This window comes from Amycolatopsis sp. NPDC051758, assembly GCF_044453095.1.
In the GTDB taxonomy this organism is placed as follows: domain Bacteria; phylum Actinomycetota; class Actinomycetes; order Mycobacteriales; family Pseudonocardiaceae; genus Amycolatopsis.
In genome coordinates this window covers 75,805-91,917 of the sequence record NZ_JBITCJ010000001.1, presented here as the reverse complement: position 1 = coordinate 91,917, position 16,113 = coordinate 75,805, and the positions used below count along the sequence as shown (strand labels likewise).

At 70.4% G+C, this 16,113-nt stretch carries 19 protein-coding genes; 7 read left to right on the top strand and 12 right to left on the bottom strand.

Annotated elements, in window-relative coordinates:
- Nucleotides 1-106 precede the first annotated feature (106 nt).
- The 3 genes from ACIA5G_RS00495 to ACIA5G_RS00485 form a co-directional block, all read right to left on the bottom strand.
- Entirely contained in the window at nucleotides 107-775 is a 669-nt protein-coding gene (locus tag ACIA5G_RS00495) for a response regulator (protein ID WP_395920091.1), read from the bottom strand.
- Nucleotides 772-1,851 carry a sensor histidine kinase gene (locus ACIA5G_RS00490; RefSeq protein ID WP_395920090.1) on the bottom strand — a complete coding sequence of 360 codons (1,080 nt, stop codon included), beginning with the start codon at nucleotides 1,849-1,851 and terminating at the stop codon, nucleotides 772-774. Before ACIA5G_RS00490 ends, ACIA5G_RS00495 begins: the two co-directional genes overlap by 4 nt.
- Nucleotides 1,852-1,962: 111 nt before the next feature.
- Nucleotides 1,963-2,796, bottom strand: a complete 834-nt coding sequence (locus ACIA5G_RS00485) for a helix-turn-helix transcriptional regulator (protein WP_395920089.1) — start codon at nucleotides 2,794-2,796, stop codon at nucleotides 1,963-1,965.
- Nucleotides 2,797-2,897: 101 nt separating this feature from the next.
- Here ACIA5G_RS00485 and ACIA5G_RS00480 point away from each other — a divergent pair, with 101 nt between their 5' ends.
- Complete coding sequence (locus tag ACIA5G_RS00480; RefSeq protein ID WP_395920088.1) at nucleotides 2,898-4,322, top strand: MFS transporter; 1,425 nt, start codon at nucleotides 2,898-2,900, stop codon at nucleotides 4,320-4,322.
- Here the strand turns inward: ACIA5G_RS00480 and ACIA5G_RS00475 are convergent.
- Together ACIA5G_RS00475 and ACIA5G_RS00470 are read right to left on the bottom strand one after the other, a co-directional pair.
- The gene (locus tag ACIA5G_RS00475; protein WP_395920087.1) at nucleotides 4,288-4,479 is read right to left on the bottom strand and encodes a DUF397 domain-containing protein; all 192 of its coding nucleotides are present in this window, start codon (nucleotides 4,477-4,479) and stop codon (nucleotides 4,288-4,290) included. The two genes, ACIA5G_RS00480 and ACIA5G_RS00475, sit on opposite strands and share 35 nt — an antisense overlap.
- A 22-nt stretch (nucleotides 4,480-4,501) precedes the next feature.
- Nucleotides 4,502-5,329, bottom strand: a complete 828-nt coding sequence (locus ACIA5G_RS00470) for a helix-turn-helix domain-containing protein (protein ID WP_395921831.1) — start codon at nucleotides 5,327-5,329, stop codon at nucleotides 4,502-4,504.
- Between the two features lie 111 nt (nucleotides 5,330-5,440).
- Here ACIA5G_RS00470 and ACIA5G_RS00465 point away from each other — a divergent pair, with 111 nt between their 5' ends.
- Genes ACIA5G_RS00465 through ACIA5G_RS00450 form a run of 4 tightly spaced genes read left to right on the top strand, consistent with a single transcriptional unit; the run spans nucleotide 5,441 to nucleotide 7,609 of the window.
- Nucleotides 5,441-5,767, top strand: coding sequence for a hypothetical protein (locus ACIA5G_RS00465; RefSeq protein ID WP_395920086.1), 327 nt, complete (start codon nucleotides 5,441-5,443; stop codon nucleotides 5,765-5,767).
- A gap of 4 nt (nucleotides 5,768-5,771) precedes the next feature.
- On the top strand, nucleotides 5,772-6,296 hold the full coding sequence (locus ACIA5G_RS00460) for an RNA polymerase sigma factor (protein ID WP_395920085.1): 525 nt from the start codon (nucleotides 5,772-5,774) through the stop codon (nucleotides 6,294-6,296).
- Entirely contained in the window at nucleotides 6,289-7,167 is an 879-nt protein-coding gene (locus ACIA5G_RS00455) for a VOC family protein (protein ID WP_395920084.1), read from the top strand. The genes ACIA5G_RS00460 and ACIA5G_RS00455 overlap by 8 nt, the downstream gene beginning before the upstream one ends.
- Nucleotides 7,168-7,213: 46 nt before the next feature.
- Nucleotides 7,214-7,609, top strand: a complete 396-nt coding sequence (locus tag ACIA5G_RS00450; RefSeq protein WP_395920083.1) for a hypothetical protein — start codon at nucleotides 7,214-7,216, stop codon at nucleotides 7,607-7,609.
- Nucleotides 7,610-7,627: 18 nt separating this feature from the next.
- On the opposite strand, the gene ACIA5G_RS00445 is transcribed toward ACIA5G_RS00450, so the two are convergent.
- From ACIA5G_RS00445 to ACIA5G_RS00430, 4 genes are read right to left on the bottom strand one after another with little or no spacing between them, the layout of a single operon-like run.
- A complete protein-coding gene (locus ACIA5G_RS00445) occupies nucleotides 7,628-7,810 on the bottom strand; it encodes a hypothetical protein (RefSeq protein WP_395920082.1) in 183 nt (60 codons plus the stop codon).
- Nucleotides 7,811-7,828: 18 nt separating this feature from the next.
- Nucleotides 7,829-9,595 (bottom strand): gamma-glutamyltransferase family protein, encoded by a 1,767-nt coding sequence (locus tag ACIA5G_RS00440; RefSeq protein ID WP_395920081.1) that lies wholly within the window; start codon nucleotides 9,593-9,595, stop codon nucleotides 7,829-7,831.
- Between the two features lie 30 nt (nucleotides 9,596-9,625).
- Nucleotides 9,626-10,123, bottom strand: coding sequence for a VOC family protein (locus tag ACIA5G_RS00435; protein ID WP_395920080.1), 498 nt, complete (start codon nucleotides 10,121-10,123; stop codon nucleotides 9,626-9,628).
- A 19-nt stretch (nucleotides 10,124-10,142) separates the two neighbouring features.
- Nucleotides 10,143-11,447 carry a UDP-glucose dehydrogenase family protein gene (locus ACIA5G_RS00430; RefSeq protein WP_395920079.1) on the bottom strand — a complete coding sequence of 435 codons (1,305 nt, stop codon included), beginning with the start codon at nucleotides 11,445-11,447 and terminating at the stop codon, nucleotides 10,143-10,145.
- A gap of 140 nt (nucleotides 11,448-11,587) precedes the next feature.
- Here ACIA5G_RS00430 and ACIA5G_RS00425 point away from each other — a divergent pair, with 140 nt between their 5' ends.
- Nucleotides 11,588-12,346, top strand: a complete 759-nt coding sequence (locus ACIA5G_RS00425) for an SDR family NAD(P)-dependent oxidoreductase (protein WP_395920078.1) — start codon at nucleotides 11,588-11,590, stop codon at nucleotides 12,344-12,346.
- Nucleotides 12,347-12,388: 42 nt separating this feature from the next.
- Here the strand turns inward: ACIA5G_RS00425 and ACIA5G_RS00420 are convergent, their stop codons facing one another.
- The 3 genes from ACIA5G_RS00420 to ACIA5G_RS00410 form a co-directional block, all read right to left on the bottom strand.
- A complete protein-coding gene (locus ACIA5G_RS00420; RefSeq protein ID WP_395920077.1) occupies nucleotides 12,389-13,048 on the bottom strand; it encodes a class I SAM-dependent methyltransferase in 660 nt (219 codons plus the stop codon).
- Nucleotides 13,049-13,181: 133 nt separating this feature from the next.
- A complete protein-coding gene (locus ACIA5G_RS00415; RefSeq protein ID WP_395920076.1) occupies nucleotides 13,182-13,817 on the bottom strand; it encodes a helix-turn-helix transcriptional regulator in 636 nt (211 codons plus the stop codon).
- 82 nt (nucleotides 13,818-13,899) lie between these two features.
- On the bottom strand, nucleotides 13,900-15,540 hold the full coding sequence (locus ACIA5G_RS00410) for a TM0106 family RecB-like putative nuclease (protein ID WP_395920075.1): 1,641 nt from the start codon (nucleotides 15,538-15,540) through the stop codon (nucleotides 13,900-13,902).
- A gap of 90 nt (nucleotides 15,541-15,630) precedes the next feature.
- On the opposite strand from ACIA5G_RS00410, the gene ACIA5G_RS00405 reads away from it, so the two are divergent.
- Complete coding sequence (locus ACIA5G_RS00405) at nucleotides 15,631-16,092, top strand: DUF6474 family protein (RefSeq protein WP_395920074.1); 462 nt, start codon at nucleotides 15,631-15,633, stop codon at nucleotides 16,090-16,092.
- The last annotated feature ends 21 nt before the right edge of the window (nucleotides 16,093-16,113 follow it).

Sequence of the window (16,113 nt, the reverse complement as noted above, 5' to 3'; positions counted from 1 at the left end):
TTGAGCAGAGCATCGGCGGGGGAAGGAGGCGACATGATCTGGATCTGCCTGGTCGCCGTCCTCGCCGTGGTGTTCCTGGTGCGGGCCGTGCGCGTGGTGCGCCGGGTCAGGCGGGGCGACGGGGTGTGACCAGCCCCGACTCGTAGGCCAGCACCACCAGCTGGGCGCGGTCACGAGCGCCGATCTTCGTCATGATGCGGCTGACGTGGGTACGGGCCGTCGCCGTCGAGATCACCAGGTGGGCCGCGATTTCGTCGTTCGACATGCCGCCCGCCACCAGGCCGAGCACTTCGCGCTCGCGGTCGGTGATCTGGCGAATGGCACTCGTGTCGATGCTGCGGTTCTCCGGGCGGCCGACGAACTCCTGGATCAGCCGGCGCGTGACGGTCGGCGCCAGCAGCGCCTCCCCGCTCGCGACGACGCGCAGCGCACGCAGCAGCTCGACCGGTTCGGTGTCCTTCAGCAGGAACCCGCTGGCGCCCGCACGCAGCGCCTCGTAGACGTACTCGTCGACGTCGAAAGTGGTCAGGACCAGCACTTTTGTCCCGGCGAGGTCGGGGTTCGCGGTGATCCGGCGGGTGGCTTCGAGGCCGTCGACACCGGGCATCCGGACGTCCATCACGACGATGTCCGGCTTGTGTTCGATGGCTCCGGCCACGGCCTGCTCGCCGTCACCCGCCTCACCGCAGACCTCGAAGCCGTCTTCGGTCTCCAGCAGCACGCGGAACCCGGCGCGGACCAGGACCTGGTCGTCGGCCAGCAGGACGCGGATCATGCTTCCCCCTCGATCGGTAAGTCGACGCGGACTTCGAAACCGCCGTCGACCGGCCCGGCGGTGCACTGCCCACCGAGCGCGGTGGCCCGTTCGGACATGCCTCGCAGGCCGTGGCCCTTGGTCGGCTGTGCGGTGCCGCGGCCGTCGTCACGCACTCTCAGTGTGAAGCTTCCCGGCTTCCGCTCGAACCGGACGTCGACGCGTTTCGGCTGGTCGGCGTGCCGGACGACGTTGGTCAGCGACTCCTGCAGGATCCGGTACGCGGCCGCGTCCACCGGGGCCGGGAGGTCGCCGGCTTCCCCGTGGACGTCGACCTCGAGCCCGGCGTCCCGCGCGTGTGCCAGCAGTTCGGCGGCCTGGGCAAGGCTCGGCGCGGGCGCCTTGTCCTCACCCGAGCGCAGCACGGCGAGCGTGGCGCGCAGGTCCTTGAGCGCGGACGCACTGGCCGACTTGATGTTGAGCAGCGCCTCTTTCGCCTGCTCGGGCCGCCGGTCCGCGACGTGCGCGGCGACGCCGGCCTGGACGTTGATCATCGCGAGGCTGTGCGCAACAACGTCGTGCACCTCGCGGGCGATGCGCAGCCGTTCCTGCTCGGCGAGCCGGTGCCGGTGCTCGTCGGCCTGCTCGCGGCGGGCGGCGTTCGCGGCGTACTGGTACCGGACGGCGGTGCCGACCCCGATCACGGCGACCAGCCAGACGACCAGGAACCACGAGCCGATCTGGATCACGAACGACCCGGAGCTGATCACGTGTGCCACGTAGGCCACGGCCAGCGCGGCGGCCCCGGCGATCCCGGCGGTGACGGGACCACGCAGCTTCGTGAGCATGAAGAGCGCGATCGTCGGCACGATGATGATGGGCCCACCGGGCATCCCGGCGGCGTAGTAGCCGAACGCGGACGCGGCGGTGAGCAGGAAGAGCGTCAACGGGAAGCGGTGCACGACCAGCAACGTCAGCGTGGTGGCGACGAGCCACACACCGGCGAGCGGCGTCATCGGCGGCGTCCCGGTCTGCCACCGCGACGCGCCGCTGGTCGCCCCGAGCACGAACCCCGTGACAACGACGGTGCGCGCCACCCGTCCCACCCACGGGGACAGGCGTGACTGCGGCGGCCATCTCATGTCGCGAAAACTACCGGTCGCGGGGCTGCGCCGCGTCCGTCACAGAGCGACAGTCCGCGTACGTCGTCAGTCGAACATGAGCGGGAGCTTCGCCGCCGTTTCCTCGTCGGCCGGGGTGTAGGTCGAGACCGTGATCTCCGAGCGGCGGCCCGAGTAGAGGTAGGTGAAGTTGAACTGCAGCAGCCCGACGTCCGGGTGCATGTACCGCTTGGTGCGGATCGGCTCCGAGTTGACGTCGTGGTGCGGCCACAGCTCGGCGAACAGCGGCGACTCCGCCTTCAGCCGCTTGACCAGCTGCTTCCACGCGGGCTCGGCGACGTGCTCGGCCATCGCCGCGCGGAACGACGCGATCACGCGCGGGATGTTCGTCTCCCAGTCCAGCATCCGCTCGCGCCACTGCGGGTTGAGCAGGCACTGGACCAGGGTGTTGCGGTCCTCGAACGGGATCGCGTCGACGTCGCCCATCAGCCAGGTGTAACCGCGGTTGTAGCCGAGCAGGTCGCAGCGGGCGTTGCGGACCGCGACCGGGTACGGCTCCAGCTGCTTCAGCATCATCTCCAGCTGCGGCGAGATGACCTGGCAGTCCTTCTCACGATCCGGCTCCGGCGCGCCGGCCAGCCGGAAGAGGTGGGTGTGCTCGTGCGGGTCGAGCCGCAGGGTGCGGGCGATCGCCTGCAGCACCTGCTCGGACGCGTTGATGTCGCGCCCCTGCTCGAGCCACGTGTACCAGGTGACCCCGACCCCGGCGAGCTGCGCGACCTCTTCGCGGCGCAGCCCCGGCGTCCGGCGGCGGCCCATGATCGGGAGGCCGAGCTGCTCGGGCGTGATCCGCTCACGCCGGCTGCGCAGGAACCTCGCCAGCTCCTGGCGACGGAGCTCGGATTCGACGGCGGTGGTCATGGTGCCAGGATCGCACGCCCCCGAACCTGGTACCAGGTAGTGGCGGTACCTGGATAAACAACAACTGGTACCAGTTTTGAAGTGGGTCGATCGTAGTACTCATGACCACGACTGAACTCGCGCCGAATACCCCCGGCGCCCCTGCCCGGCCGGGACTGACCCCCGCCGGCCTGGTCACCGTGCTGCTGGGGGCGGCACTGCCGATCATCGACTTCTTCATCGTCAACGTCGCGCTGCCGACGATCGATGCCGACCTCCACGCGTCCACCGCGACGTTGGAGATGGTGGTGGCCGCTTACGGCATCGCGTACGCGGTGCTGCTGGTGGTCGGCGGCCGCCTCGGCGACTCGTTCGGCCGCCGACGGCTGTTCTTCGCGGGACTGTGGCTGTTCACGCTGACGTCCCTGGCCTGCGGAATCGCCCCGACGGCGACGACGCTGGTGATCGCCCGCGCCGCACAGGGGGCGGCGTCGGCGTTGCTGCTGCCGCAGGTGCTCTCGATCATCCAGGCGACAACGGCCGGCGAAGAGCGTTCACGCGCATTGGGCCTCTACGGCGCAACGGGCGGCCTCTCGACGGTCGTCGGCCAGCTCCTCGGCGGCGGCCTGGTGGCGGCGGACCTGTGGGGCACCGGCTGGCGGCCCATCTTCCTGGTGAACGTGCCCATCGGCCTGGTGGTGCTGGTGATGGCCCGCCGCCTGCCGGAGAGCCGCGCGCACAACCCGCTGGGGGTCGACCGCCTCGGCACGGCGCTGCTGGCGACCACGCTGCTGTCGTTGCTGGTCCCGCTGATGGAGGGCCGGGCGCTGGGCTGGCCGGTGTGGTCGATCGTGCTGCTGGCGCTGTCGCCGGTTTCGGCCGCGGCTTTTGTGCACGTGGAACGGCGGCTGGAGCGAATCGGCGGGACGCCGCTGCTGCCGCCGTCGGTGATGCGCCTGCCGAGTGTCCGGAGCGGGCTGATGGTGGCGATCCCGTTCTTCGCCGCGTTCGGCTCGTTCATGTTCGTGTTCGCGATGACGCTGCAGGAGGGCCTGCACTTCGGCCCGCTCGGCGCGGGCGCGGTGCTGACGCCGCTGGCGGTCGCGTACTTCACGGTGTCGATGCTGAGCAGCAGGTTGGTGGCACGGTACGGCCAGAAGGTGGTGCCGGTCGGCGGCGCGATCACGGCGATCGGGATGGTGGCGCTGCTGTGCACCACGCTGTCGGAGTGGCCGCACCTGACCCTGCTTGATCTGGCACCGTCGATGGTGGCGATCGGCGTGGGGAACGCACTGGCGATGACGACGTTGTTCCGGATCGTGCTGTCGCATGTGCCGACGGATCTGGCCGGGGTCGGGTCGGGCGTGATGACGACTAATCAGCAGACGTCGCTGGCGCTGGGTGTGGCGACGCTGGGGAGCTTGTATGCGGCGCTTTCGGGTTCAATCGGGACCCGGGATGCGTTTGCGCTGGTGATCGGGGTGGTGGCGCTGCTGGCGACGGTGGTCGCGGTCACCGCGCGGCGGTTGCCGGACCCTCGGGTGTGAGCTGAGCCGTGAAGGCGAGCCAAGCGGCCGGTGGCACTTCGAGTGCGCCGGCCGCGGGGGCTTTCGAGTCCCGGGCGGCCACGGTTTCACCGAAAGCCACCTCGACGCAGTCATCGTTGTTGGCGCCACCGCTGTAGCTGCTCTTCCGCCAGTCCACGATGCACGCCTCTCGCTAGGGATTACATCTCGGCGATCATCCCCGCGATGCAAGCGCGCGAGTCTTCTTCGTCCAGCGCCAGGTCGGCGAGATGGTCGAAAATCAGCCTAGCAGCGCTCACCTCCGCTTCCTTTTCGATCTGAAGCGCGCCGAAGCCGTAGGGAACGTAGGCCAAGTCGGGCTCGGCTTTGTCCGGGAAGCCCGCGATGATGAAGTTGCTGTACAGCCCATCGTGGGATCCGATCATCCGCGGCAGCACCTGCAGATCGACGTTCGGCAGCTCACCGACTTCGAGCAGGCGGCGCAACTGCGCGGCATCGCACGGCTCGCGCCGGATCACGGACTCGTCGATCACCGCATGCAGCTTCAGCAGCGGCGCCTCGGTCAGGCGAAGCTGGCGGCGCAAGCGAACCTTGATCTGGTTTTCCAGATCGGCGCCCTCGAACGAATCGCGCGCACCGGCGAAGGTGGCGCGCATGTACTCCTCGGTCTGCAGCAGGCCCGGCACGAATCCGAGCTGGTAGTTCCGGATCCAGGAAGCCTCGGCTTCCACGCTCACAAAACCGCGATCGCTCAACCCGAAGGCGTGCCACCAGCCCTTCTCCTTGGCGTAGTCGAACATCCGCACGTACTCGTCGTAGTCCGAGGCGATGATCCCGTAGCGGTCGAGGAGCGCGAGGAAGTCGTTGTAGCCCGGGATGTAGCCCTGCTCGATCCGGCTCAGCTTCGAGGTCGAGAACCGCAGCGGGCGGCCCGCGTCCTCTTGGCTGAGCCCGGCCGCCTCGCGTAACTTGCGCAGGGTGCGGCCGAGCTGGCGTCGCCGGTAGTTCGGCTTGCTCGGCCGATCCATGGTGGTCACCCCTCGCTGTTGATCAACCACGAATCGTAGGCCGGGCGGTCCGAAGTGGGATTCCCGTGTGCAGGCCGCGTCGTGCTGACTTGTATCGAGAACCTGCAGGTCATGGACAGGTACGGCTATCCCCACGAGCTCGAATACCGGCGCGAGGTCGAGGACGGGCGGGTGCACGAGTACACCGAGCTCGTCGACGACATGGGGTTCGTCCTGGAGCACCGCAGTGAGCGTTACCAGGGGTGGACCGTCCGGTACGGCACCGCCTGTGCGCACGACTACCTGTCCCGGAAGCGGGCGCGGCCGGGGACGTTCGTGGTCAGCGTCTACCGGCTGTTTCCCGGGCGGCGTGACCACGTTGTCACCATCCGGGTGAACTGGCCGCCGAAAAAAGGCAAGGTTCACCCGTCGGAAAAGGTGGCCGCCAAGCGACGATGAGGGTGTGACGGAACCTCGGGTACGACCGGACCCGGCCTTCGCGCTGCTCGGGCTCTACGAGACCGCGCTGCCGGAGGTCTACGGGTACCTGCTGTCCCGGTGTGGTGACCGCACGCTCGCCGAGGAGCTGACGTCCGAGACGTTCCTCGGGGCGGTCGCTGCCTGTCGCAAGGAGTACGCACCTCCAGTGAGCACCGGGTGGCTGATCGGCGTCGCCCGGCACAAGCTCGCCGACCACTGGCGGCGCAAGGAACGTGAGGAACGCGGGCTGCGGCTGGTGCACGACAGCGAGCCGGACGTCGACGACCCGTGGGACGAGCGGCTCGACGCCCTGCGCGCGAGACAGGTGCTCGGATCCCTCGGGCCACACCACCAAGCCGCGCTGACCCTGCGTTACGTCGACGGCCTCGGGGTGCCCGAGGTCGCCGGCCACCTGGGCCGCAGCGTGCACGCCACCGAGGCGTTGCTCGTGCGGGCCCGTGCCGCGTTCCGGCGTGCCTACGAAGAGAAGGAGGGTCGCGATGCCTGAGCCTTTCGACGCGCTTCGCCGTCCCTCCGCGCGGGTCGCCCCCGACCCGGACTTCGCCGCCGAACTGCGTGACAACCTGCGTCGCGCCATCTTGAACGGAGCCGATATGACCACCACCGAGACACCGGCGACCACCGCCGAACTGCGCTCGCTGACGCCCTACCTCGCTGTGTCCGACGCGCGGGCCGCACTCGACTTCTACGTCGACGTCTTCGGCGCGACCCGCCGCGGCGAGCCGATCCTCATGGACGACGGCCGCATCGGGCACGCCGAGCTGGCCATCGGCGACGCGGTGCTGATGCTCGCCGAGGAGTACCCGGAGATCGGGCACGTCGCACCGCAGAACGGCGGCGCGTCGGTGCGGGTGGAGGTGCCGGACGCGGACGTCAGCGTGACCCGGGCGCTGGAGCTGGGCTCGACGCTGATCCGCGCGGTGAGCGATTCGCCGTACGGCCGGGGCGGCTCGTTCCGCGACCCGTTCGGCCAGCGCTGGCTGGTCTCGCAGGCGACACCCAAGCCGGCGCCGGCGTCGAAGCCGGGCGAGGCCATGTACTTCACGTTCCAGGTCCCGGAAGCCGAGCCCGCAAAGACGTTCTACGGCGCGGTGCTGGGCTGGGAGTTCACGCCGGGCTCGGTCTCGGACGCGTGGTCGTTCTCGGGCCCGGGCTTGGAAGGCGGCCTGTGGGCCGGCGACCGTCAGGTCGGCTGGAAGCTGATGTACGCGGTCGACGACCTCGCCGCGGCTTTGACGCGGGTCGGCGAGCAGGGCGGCCGGCCGGGCGAGGTCGAGAACCACCCGTACGGCAACACCGCCGACTGCACGGACAACCAGGGCATCGAGTTCTGGCTCTGGGAGCGCCCCGCAAAGTGAGGAATCCCATCCGCCGGGGCCGTCGAGCAGGCGCACACTCGAGGGCATGGCCGGGCAATGGACGCCACGTGACCACGACGAGCTGACCGCGGGCTGGCGGTTGTGGCTCGAACTCGGCTCGTCGGCGTGGCCCCGGCCGGACTGGGACGGCACTCCCGACGAAGCCGTGCGGGGACTGCTGGAGCTGGTCAAGGCCGGCACCACGATCCTCGCCGACTACCTGGCCGCGGGTGGGCGCGACCAGGCCGACGTGGCCGGGCTCATCGCGTCGGTGCACATGGCCGCCAGCTGGATCTGTGAGCTGTGGCGGGGCGACACCGCACCCCTCGACGGGGAGCGGCTCGCCCTGCTGCACAGCGATCTCGCCGGCTTCGCCGAGCACGCCGACAGTGTGCGGACACTGCTCGCCGAGGGCGGTGGCTGGGCCTCGCTGACGCTCTAGGCCCTGTATCGAAGTCGATTAGAGCCATTCGTTGATGGCTGCGATCTGGGCGGTGGCTTCGTAGCGGACGGCGAACTTGTCATAGCGACCCAACGCGTGATCACCAGGCTCGACGGTGACCCCGCCCGGCGGTTCGGCCTGCAGATCCCCTTTTCCGCGCACCGCGGCATGCTGATGCGCCCGCGCGATCGTGGAATCCACGCTGACATCCCACGTTCTCTAGCGGCCCGCCGCGTAGCCCTGCATGCCGCGTGCGTTGGCCGCCGCGCGAAGCAGACCTTCGGAGCGGGAGACCGCCGACAAGCGGCCCAGTGCCCAGTCGCCCGCGTCGATCAGCGAGTGGCCGCGCTCCCGGAGTGCGTCCAAAGTGGACGCTCCCAGGCGCGACTCCACCACCAGCTCGCGCGGGTTCCACGAGCGCGGGTAGAAGGAGCTCGGGAAGGCCGTCGTGTGCCAGGCCGGGGCGTCGATCGACTCCTGGAGGTTCAGGCCGCCGTACACGTGGGCCAGCCAGAAGCACGCCTGCCACTGGTCCTGCTGGTCGCCGCCGGGCGTGCCGAAGGCCAGCGTCGGGACGCCGTCGCGCAGGGCGAGTGACGGTGACAGCGTGATCCGCGGGCGCTTGCGCGGCGCCAGGGAGTTCGGCAGGCCCTGCTCCAGCCAGAACATCTGCCCTCGCGAATCGAGGCAGAAGCCCAGCGACGGGATCGTCGGGCTCGACTGCAGCCAGCCGCCGGACGGTGTCAGTGACACCAGGTTGCCCGCCGCGTCGACGACGTCCAGGTGGACCGTGTCGCCGCGGGTTTCGCCCTGGGGGCCGACCGTCGGCTCGCCCGTCGCGCCCCCCTCGGCCTGCACGCCCTGCAGCGAATCCAGGATCGCCGGGAGCCGCGCCGGGCCGCGGGCGTCCCCGGGGCGAAGCTCCGCGGACGCCGTGTCGGTGATCAGGGCACGCCGGGAATCCGTATATGACGCGGAAAGCAGCACGTCCAGCGGCACGTCGGTGTCGCCGTACCACGCCTCGCGGTCCGCGAAGGCCAGCTTCGCCGCCTCGACCGCCAAGTGCACCGTGCGCTCCGACGCCACTCCGTCCACAAAGGACAGCTCGTCGCGGAAGCCGTGCATCAGCAGCGCCTGCTGCAGCAGCGCCGGCCCCTGCGTCCAGCCGCCCATCTTGACCAGGCGCCAGTCGTCGACGTCGACAAAAGCCGGGTCCTCGTACGTCGCCGACCACGACGCCAGGTCGTCGCCGGTGAGCAGGCCCGCGTGGTCGCGGCCGGAGTCGTCGCGGAACGCCGTCCGGCTGAACTCGTCGATCGCTTCGGCGACAAAACCCTGTGACCAGGCACGACGTCCGGCCTCGATCTGCGCTTCGCGACCCGAGACGGCCTCCGCTTCGCGCAGGAGACGCTCCCAGGTGTCCGCCAGGACCGGGTTCCGGTGCAGACCCGAAGCCGGCTTGCCGTCCGGCATCCAGAGCGCCGCCGACGTCGGCCAGTGCTCGGTGAACAGTCGCGAGACGGCGCGGATCGTGTCCCCCACCCGCGACACCAGCGGGACGCCGTTGCGCGCGTAGCCGATCGCGTACGACAGCACCGAGCGAAGCGACTTCGTGCCGTGGTCGCGGAGCAGCAGGAGCCAGCCGTCCCAGGCGCCCGGGACCGTCGCCGGGAGCAGGCCGCTGCCCGGGATGAGGTCCAGCCCGAGCGACGCGAAGTGCTCCGGCGTGGCCCCCGCGGGCGACGGGCCTTGGCCGGCCAGCGCCCGCGGGGTCGGATCGTCCGCCGTCACGAAGAGGCCGGGGACCTGGCCCGCCGGCCCGCACAGGTGCGGTTCGGCGACCTGCAGGACGAACCCGGCGGCGACCGCCGCGTCGAACGCGTTGCCGCCGTCTTCCAGCACCGCCATCCCGGTGGCCGAAGCCAGCCAGTGTGTCGACGCCACCATCCCGAAGGTGCCGGCCAGCTCCGGCCTCGTCGTGAACATGCCTAGATGGTACGCATTGCTAAGGAACTTCTACCAGGATGCGGGCCGACGCCGCTCCGGCTCGTACGGCTGCGTGATGATTTCCATCCCGTTCCCGCCGGGATCGAGGAAGTAGACACCACGGCCGCCGTGGTTGTGGTTGATTTCGCCGACCTGCTTTCCCATCGGATCGGCGTGATAGGTCACGCCCGTTTCGACGAGCCGCGCGAACACGGCGTCGAAGTCGTCCTCCGGGATCAAGAAGCAGTAGTGCTGCAGGCGAAGGTCCTGCTCGGGGATGGTCGCGAAGTCCAGGCGGACGCCGTTGCGGACCTCGACCGGGATGAACGGGCCCCATTCCTCCCCGACCTCGAGGCCGAGCAGGTTCGCCAGGAATTCGGCGGATTCCCGGTTGTTCCGGGACGGGACGATCAGATGGTTCAATTCAACGGAAACGGATACTGACACGGGTGAAATGCCTCCGGGGCACTCCCGCCACCTCCATGCCTCACCCAGCCGGTGACCGACACGCGATGCCGTGCCGATCATCCTAGCGAGCGAACCGGCGTCAGGAAACCTTGATCCGCGCCGCCGCCCGCGCCCGCCCGACACCCTGCCAGGACAGCCCGGCCTCGACGATCACCCGCGGGTCCAGCAGGTTCCGCGTGTCGACGACGTCGATGCCCTCCATCAGCTCGGCCATCATGCGCCAGTCGAGGTGCTTGAACTCGGCCCACTCGGTCAGCACCACAACGGCGTCCGCGTCCTTCGCCACCTGGTAGGCGTCGTCGACCACGGTCATCCCGTCGATTTCGCCGTCGACGGCCGGGTCGTAGGCGATCAGCTCGGCGCCCAGCGCGCACAGCACCGAGGAGACGGCGAGCGCGGGTGAGTCACGCAGGTCGTTGGTGCCCGCCTTGAAGGCCAGGCCCAGCACGCCGATCCGGGCGCCGGCCAGCGTGCCGCCGACCGCGCCGGCGATCTTCGCGACGATCCGGTCGCGCTGGGCGATGTTCTCGTCGATGGCCGAGGTCAGCATCTTGAAGTCGTAGTTGACCGATTCGGCCACCTTGACCAGCGCGCTGGTGTCCTTCGGCAGGCAGGAGCCGCCCCAGCCCGGGCCCGGCTTGAGGAACGTCCGGCCGATCCGGCGGTCGTGGCCCATGCCCTCGGTGACGAGGTTGATGTCCGCGCCGAGCCGCTCGCACAGCTCGGCGATCGAGTTGACGTAGGACAGCTTCAGCGCGAGGTAGCAGTTCGCGGCGTACTTCACGAGCTCCGCGCTCGCCGCGTCGGCGACGACGACCGGCGCCGCGAGATCGGCGTACAGCTCGCCGACCCACTGCGCGGCGGCGTGGTCGTCCGAGCCGACGACGATCCGGTCCGGGCCCAGGAAGTCCGCCACCGCGGTGCCCTCGCGGAGGAACTCGGGGTTCGACACCACCGGCACGTCGGTCCGGCCGAGCATCTCTTCGATCCGCTTCGAGGTGCCGACCGGCACGGTCGACTTGGTGACCAGCGCGCACCCGGCGGGCAGGACGTCACCGATCTCGGCGGTCACCGCCTCGACCGCGCGCAGGTCCGCGGAGCCGCCGGCGCCCATCGGCGTCGGCACACAAAGGAACACGGCGGCCGCGTCGCGGACCGCTTCCCGCGCGCCGACAACGAACTGGAGGCGACCGGCCGCGAGCCCGCGGGTGACCAGATCGGCCAGCCCTGGTTCGAGGATGTCCACGCGGCCCGCGGCCAGCCGGGACACCTTCGCGCGGTCGACGTCCACGCAAGTGACGTAATGACCGAGGCTGGCCAGGCAGGCCCCCGTGGTCAAGCCGACGTAACCAGTTCCTACCACCACGATCCGAGCTGGCGTCATGGTGCTGAAGGTGACAGCCCGACGTGACCACCGCGCTAACGGGAGCAGTCGTGCCCGAAAGCGGTGAGCGAAGACACGAATCGCCCGTGCGAACGAGCGTTAACCTGGGGCGGCGAACCACAGCGAAAGGAACGGCAACGATGCAGATCACCGACACCGCGGCGCTCGTCACCGGGGGCGCGTCCGGCCTCGGCGGCGCGACGGCGAAGGCCCTCGCGGCCCAGGGCGCGCGGGTGTTCGCGCTCGACCTGGCGCCGTCGATCGAGAAGGCCGAGCAGATCGACGGCATCACCTACGTCGAAGCCGACGTGACCGACGTCGAGCAGGTCGAGGCCGCCGTGGCGACCGCGGCCGGCTCGGGGGCGCCGCTGCGGACCGTGGTGAACTGCGCCGGCATCGGGCCGTCCGCGCGGATCCTGTCCAAGAAGGGCCGCCACGACCTCGCGCTGTACGCGAAGGTCATCCAGATCAACCTGATCGGCACGTTCAACGTGCTGACCGTCGCGGCCGAGGCGATCGCGAAGACCGAGCCCCTCGAGGACGACGCCCGCGGCGTCATCATCAACACCGCTTCGATCGCCGCCTTCGACGGCCAGATCGGGCAGGTCGCCTACGCCTCGTCCAAGGGCGGCGTGGTCGGCATGACGCTCCCCGCGGCCCGTGACCTGGCCTCGCAGGGCATCCGTGTGCTGACCATCGCGCCGGGCATCGTCGACACCCCGATGCTCGCCACCGTCAGCGACGAGTTCCGCGCGTCGCTCGCCGCCGGCATCCCGTTCCCGAAGCGCCTCGCGCGCCCGGACGAGTACGCGCAGCTCGCGCTGTCGCTCATCGCCCACGACTACCTGAACGGCGAGGTCGTCCGCATGGACGGCTCGCTCCGGATGGCCCCGCGCTGACGCCGGGGGCGGCACTTTCCCGGGGAAAGTGCCGCCCAGCGGTCAACGGGTGAGGCGGACTTCCAGGCCGATTCCGTCGGTGGTCACCGAGCAACCGCCGAACGCGCTTTCCGCGGCCAGCTCCTCGAACTGCGCCGGGGTGAACGCGCGGCGCCGCAGCCAGCCGAGCGTCTGCCGCACGGTGAAGCCGCTGACCGTGCCCACGTTCATCCTGGCCACCTCGCGCCCGATGTCCGCGCCGGTGGCCTGGTGGTTCAGGTCGTGGATCACCGCGAACCCGCCCGGCCGCAGCAGCCGGTGCATCTCGTTCAGCGCCGTCACCGGCTGCCGGAAGTTCTTGAACGCGGCCTGGCAGACCACGAAGTCGAACGACTCGGCCGCGAACGGCGCCCGCGTCACGTCCCCCTGCCGGAAACCGATCTCCACGCCGGCCTTCCGGGCCTCTTCGAGCGCGATCTCGACCATCGTGTGGCTGATGTCGAGCCCGGTGACGCGGAAGCCGAGCTTCGCCAGCTCGACGGCGAAGAAGCCCGGGCCGGGCGCCACTTCCAGGATCTCGGCGCCCTCCGCCAGCCCGGCCGCGACTTCGGCCGCCTGCCGCCGGTACTGCGCGAGCTGCGCCTCGGTCCCCCGGTTCTTCGCGTACCAGCGGGCCTGGAACCCCTCCATCTCGGGCACTTTGTGCTTGCGGGTCGTCTCCATGGATCTCTCCTCTTCGGGTGAGCCGAACCGAAGAGCCGCCCGGTTATCCTTGCCGGTGCCACCTCGTGACCGGGCGTGCTCGGTTCGGGGTCGAGGACCCCGGGCGGTGTGCCAGCACCACCCGGGGTCCGTGCTATTCCTCTTTTTCCACGAGCTCCCCCAGGTCAGGCGGGAGTTCGCCGGTCTTGTAAAAGCGGCGCCACGCGTCGATGCCGGGCAGGGCGCCGCTCGTCAGCTCGTCGAGGAAGGCCCGCGCCCAGCGCGCCTCGGCCTCGGTCATCGCGAGGTTGTACTCGACCTCCACCAGGAACAGCCGCGGCATCAGCGGCCGCAGCTGGTCGAGCGTCGCCCGCTGCGCCTCGACGCGGTCGTCGAGCTGCCCGATCCGCTGCCGCAGCAGGGTGATCGTCTGGTCGGGGCCGAGCACGCCCATCATCGACAGCCCGGCCCGGAACCGCGGGGGCTCCGGTTCGACCGTGCCGACGAGCTCGCGGACCCAGTCCTCGAACTCCGCACGCCCGGCCGGGGTGATCCGGTAGACGGTCCGCTCCGGGCGCCCGCCGTCGCGAACGCTCTCGACGGCCTCGACGAAGCCGTGCTTTTCGAGGTTCGCGACCACGGTGTAGAGCGAGCCCCACTTGATCGGCAGGTCGGCGTCCTTGCCGCGCTGCTTGAGCACGGCCGCCATTTCGTACGGGTGCATGGGGCGCTCGAACACGACGGACAGCACGGCCAGCCCCAGGAGATTGCCGACCTTCCGCCGTTTCATCCCCACTCCTCGTCCACGAGTACTCGCAGACGAGTATACGCAGAACGCGTCAGTGGGCAAGTGTCTTAGTCGACGAACTACCTCAGAGGTCGAACATGAACGGCACTTCGGCCTGCGCCCGCGTGCTGATCCACTCGCGCAGCGCCTGCGTCGCGAGGACGTCGTCCTCGTTGTAACGCAGCAGCCGCTCGCGCTGGCCGTCGTCCGGCGTCTCGCCGTCCATGCCCACCGCGTCGCGGTACCAGCGCATCGACGCCTCACCGCCCGCCTCCGGATCGCGCCAGGAGAACCCGGCGACCGGGGCGATCACCTTCAGGCCCTTGCCGTGGGAGCAGAGGAACTGGTCGGTGACACTGCGGAAGAGGTCGACCCACTCCTCGGAGTCCACAAAGGACTGAATGGCCTTCTTCGTGGGAATGCCCGGGTGGTCGCCGAAGCGCTCGACGGAGCCGAAGAGCCAGCGGTTCTCGGCCAGCGCGTTGTAGCAATAGGCGCGGAAGGTCAGGCCGGCCGCTTCGGTGCGCTCGCGGACGTCGGTGAGCCAGGCCCAGAACTCGGCGAACGAGCGGGCTTCGTCGTCGGTGGGCAGCGGGTCCCACGTCGCGAAAGCGCGGTAGCCCGGCTCCAGCCCGATGTCGGCGCCGGTCAGCAGGCAGCCCCAGAGGTACGCGCCGGCGTCGCCGAAGCTCTCCATGTCGACGTCGACCTCGACGTCGGCACGCGGGACGTCGACCTGGCCGACGCGGCGGACCAGGGTCAGGTCGGCCAGCCAGGCGCGGGCGAGCACCACGGCGTCCGGGAAAGTGACGCCCGTCCAGTTCACCGGCGGCGCCTCGCCCGCCGGGTCGAGCGCCGCCAGCTTGTCCACGGTGGACACCCCGGCGCGGCGCAGCTCCACCGCGTCTTCGCCGCGGACCACGAGGCTGACGTCGCGGGTCTCGTTGAGCAGCTCTTCACACGTCGGCCACCACGGGCAGCGGCGGCACTCCAGCACGCGTGACGGCTCGGCCAGCGGCTCCTCGCCGTTCGCGGCCGCGTTCGCGATGGCGAGCCGGTCGGCGAACCGGACCTGGTACTCGGTGAGCGCACTGCGCCCGCCCGGCCAGGTGCCCGCGGTGAGGTCGTGCCAGACGACGACGTCGGCGTCGAGGCCGATCACGCCGCCGAGGACGAGGCTTTCGTCGGCCTGCCCGAGCGTCTGCAGCATGCGGCGGATGTGCACGAGCCGCAGCTGGTCACGCGGCTGCGACCGGACCTTGCGGCCCTCGTCGGCCGCGCGGCGCGCCGGGTCGAGGTCGGTCGGCCCGGTGACGATCGCGCCGGCGCCGCGGTCGGTGATGCGGTGGCGCACCACGAGCACCGGGACGTACCCGCGACCGGTGCGGACGAGCAGGTCGATGCCGCCACGCCGGTGCCCGGCCGGGTCGACCGGCAGCAGCGCACCCCAGATGTAGCGCGCCTCGGCCGCGAAAGCCCTTTCCGTGAGCTCGACACGCTCGTGGGCCGGGAGGCCGCGGTCGATCTTCACCCAGTGGCCGGGGTTGGCGGCCATGAGCCGGGTGACGATGTCCTCGCGATGGGCGGTCGCGTCGTCGATCCGCTGCTGCGCCGTGGGGTCCGGCGGTGACAGCGGAACCTCGCGCATCGACGGGTCGTGTTCGAGGTGCACACGGCGGCGGCAGCGGCTGACCGCGCCCGCGTCGAGTACCACCTCGCCCTTCATGGAGATCACTCTAGTTACCCACCGCCGAGCCGACATGCCCGCCACGTGCACGACCAGTAAGTTCGACCTCGACACGTCGCAGGAGGTGCCATGGCGCGCAAGGCCAAGGTCGAGGGTGAAGGCCGATTCACCCCCAAGAAGGCGAAGAACGCGGTCGCGGTGGCCAAGGTGCTGGGCCCGGCCATGATCCCGGTGGTCGCGCCGTACGCGGTGCGCGCGGCGGGTGCCGCGCGGGAAATGTACGACCGCTACCAGGCACGCAAGCTCGGGGTCGCGGTCGACCGGCTCGGCGAGTACACCGGCCGCGGCGCGGGGCTGCACGCCCGGATCGCGGGGCTGGCCGAGGGCTGCCGCGACCTCCAGAAGTCCGACAAGGCTTCGAAGGCGGACCAGGAGTTCGCGAAGGATTCGCTCGGGACCCTGGAGCAGCTGTCGGCGACGGTCCGCGCGGCCGAGCGCATGCCGACGGCCCGGCGGAAGTCGGCCCACCGGGCGGTGGCCGGCGAGCTGGAGCGGCTGGAAGGCCAGCTGCTGCACCGGCTGGGCATCTGAGCCGGAACCGAAAGCAGCCCC

Bases quoted from the DNA above. Each gene is read 5' to 3' on its own strand.
- ACIA5G_RS00495 (WP_395920091.1), bottom strand. From the start codon at position 775: ATGATCCGCGTCCTGCTGGCCGACGACCAGGTCCTGGTCCGCGCCGGG.
- ACIA5G_RS00485 (WP_395920089.1), bottom strand. From the start codon at position 2,796: ATGACCACCGCCGTCGAATCCGAGCTCCGTCGCCAGGAGCTGGCGAGG.
- ACIA5G_RS00480 (WP_395920088.1), top strand. From the start codon at position 2,898: ATGACCACGACTGAACTCGCGCCGAATACCCCCGGCGCCCCTGCCCGG.
- ACIA5G_RS00470 (WP_395921831.1), bottom strand. From the start codon at position 5,329: ATGGATCGGCCGAGCAAGCCGAACTACCGGCGACGCCAGCTCGGCCGC.
- ACIA5G_RS00465 (WP_395920086.1), top strand. From the start codon at position 5,441: ATGGACAGGTACGGCTATCCCCACGAGCTCGAATACCGGCGCGAGGTC.
- ACIA5G_RS00455 (WP_395920084.1), top strand. From the start codon at position 6,289: ATGCCTGAGCCTTTCGACGCGCTTCGCCGTCCCTCCGCGCGGGTCGCC.
- ACIA5G_RS00450 (WP_395920083.1), top strand. From the start codon at position 7,214: ATGGCCGGGCAATGGACGCCACGTGACCACGACGAGCTGACCGCGGGC.
- ACIA5G_RS00440 (WP_395920081.1), bottom strand. From the start codon at position 9,595: ATGTTCACGACGAGGCCGGAGCTGGCCGGCACCTTCGGGATGGTGGCG.
- ACIA5G_RS00435 (WP_395920080.1), bottom strand. From the start codon at position 10,123: ATGATCGGCACGGCATCGCGTGTCGGTCACCGGCTGGGTGAGGCATGG.
- ACIA5G_RS00430 (WP_395920079.1), bottom strand. From the start codon at position 11,447: ATGACGCCAGCTCGGATCGTGGTGGTAGGAACTGGTTACGTCGGCTTG.
- ACIA5G_RS00425 (WP_395920078.1), top strand. From the start codon at position 11,588: ATGCAGATCACCGACACCGCGGCGCTCGTCACCGGGGGCGCGTCCGGC.
- ACIA5G_RS00420 (WP_395920077.1), bottom strand. From the start codon at position 13,048: ATGGAGACGACCCGCAAGCACAAAGTGCCCGAGATGGAGGGGTTCCAG.
- ACIA5G_RS00415 (WP_395920076.1), bottom strand. From the start codon at position 13,817: ATGAAACGGCGGAAGGTCGGCAATCTCCTGGGGCTGGCCGTGCTGTCC.
- ACIA5G_RS00410 (WP_395920075.1), bottom strand. From the start codon at position 15,540: ATGAAGGGCGAGGTGGTACTCGACGCGGGCGCGGTCAGCCGCTGCCGC.
- ACIA5G_RS00405 (WP_395920074.1), top strand. From the start codon at position 15,631: ATGGCGCGCAAGGCCAAGGTCGAGGGTGAAGGCCGATTCACCCCCAAG.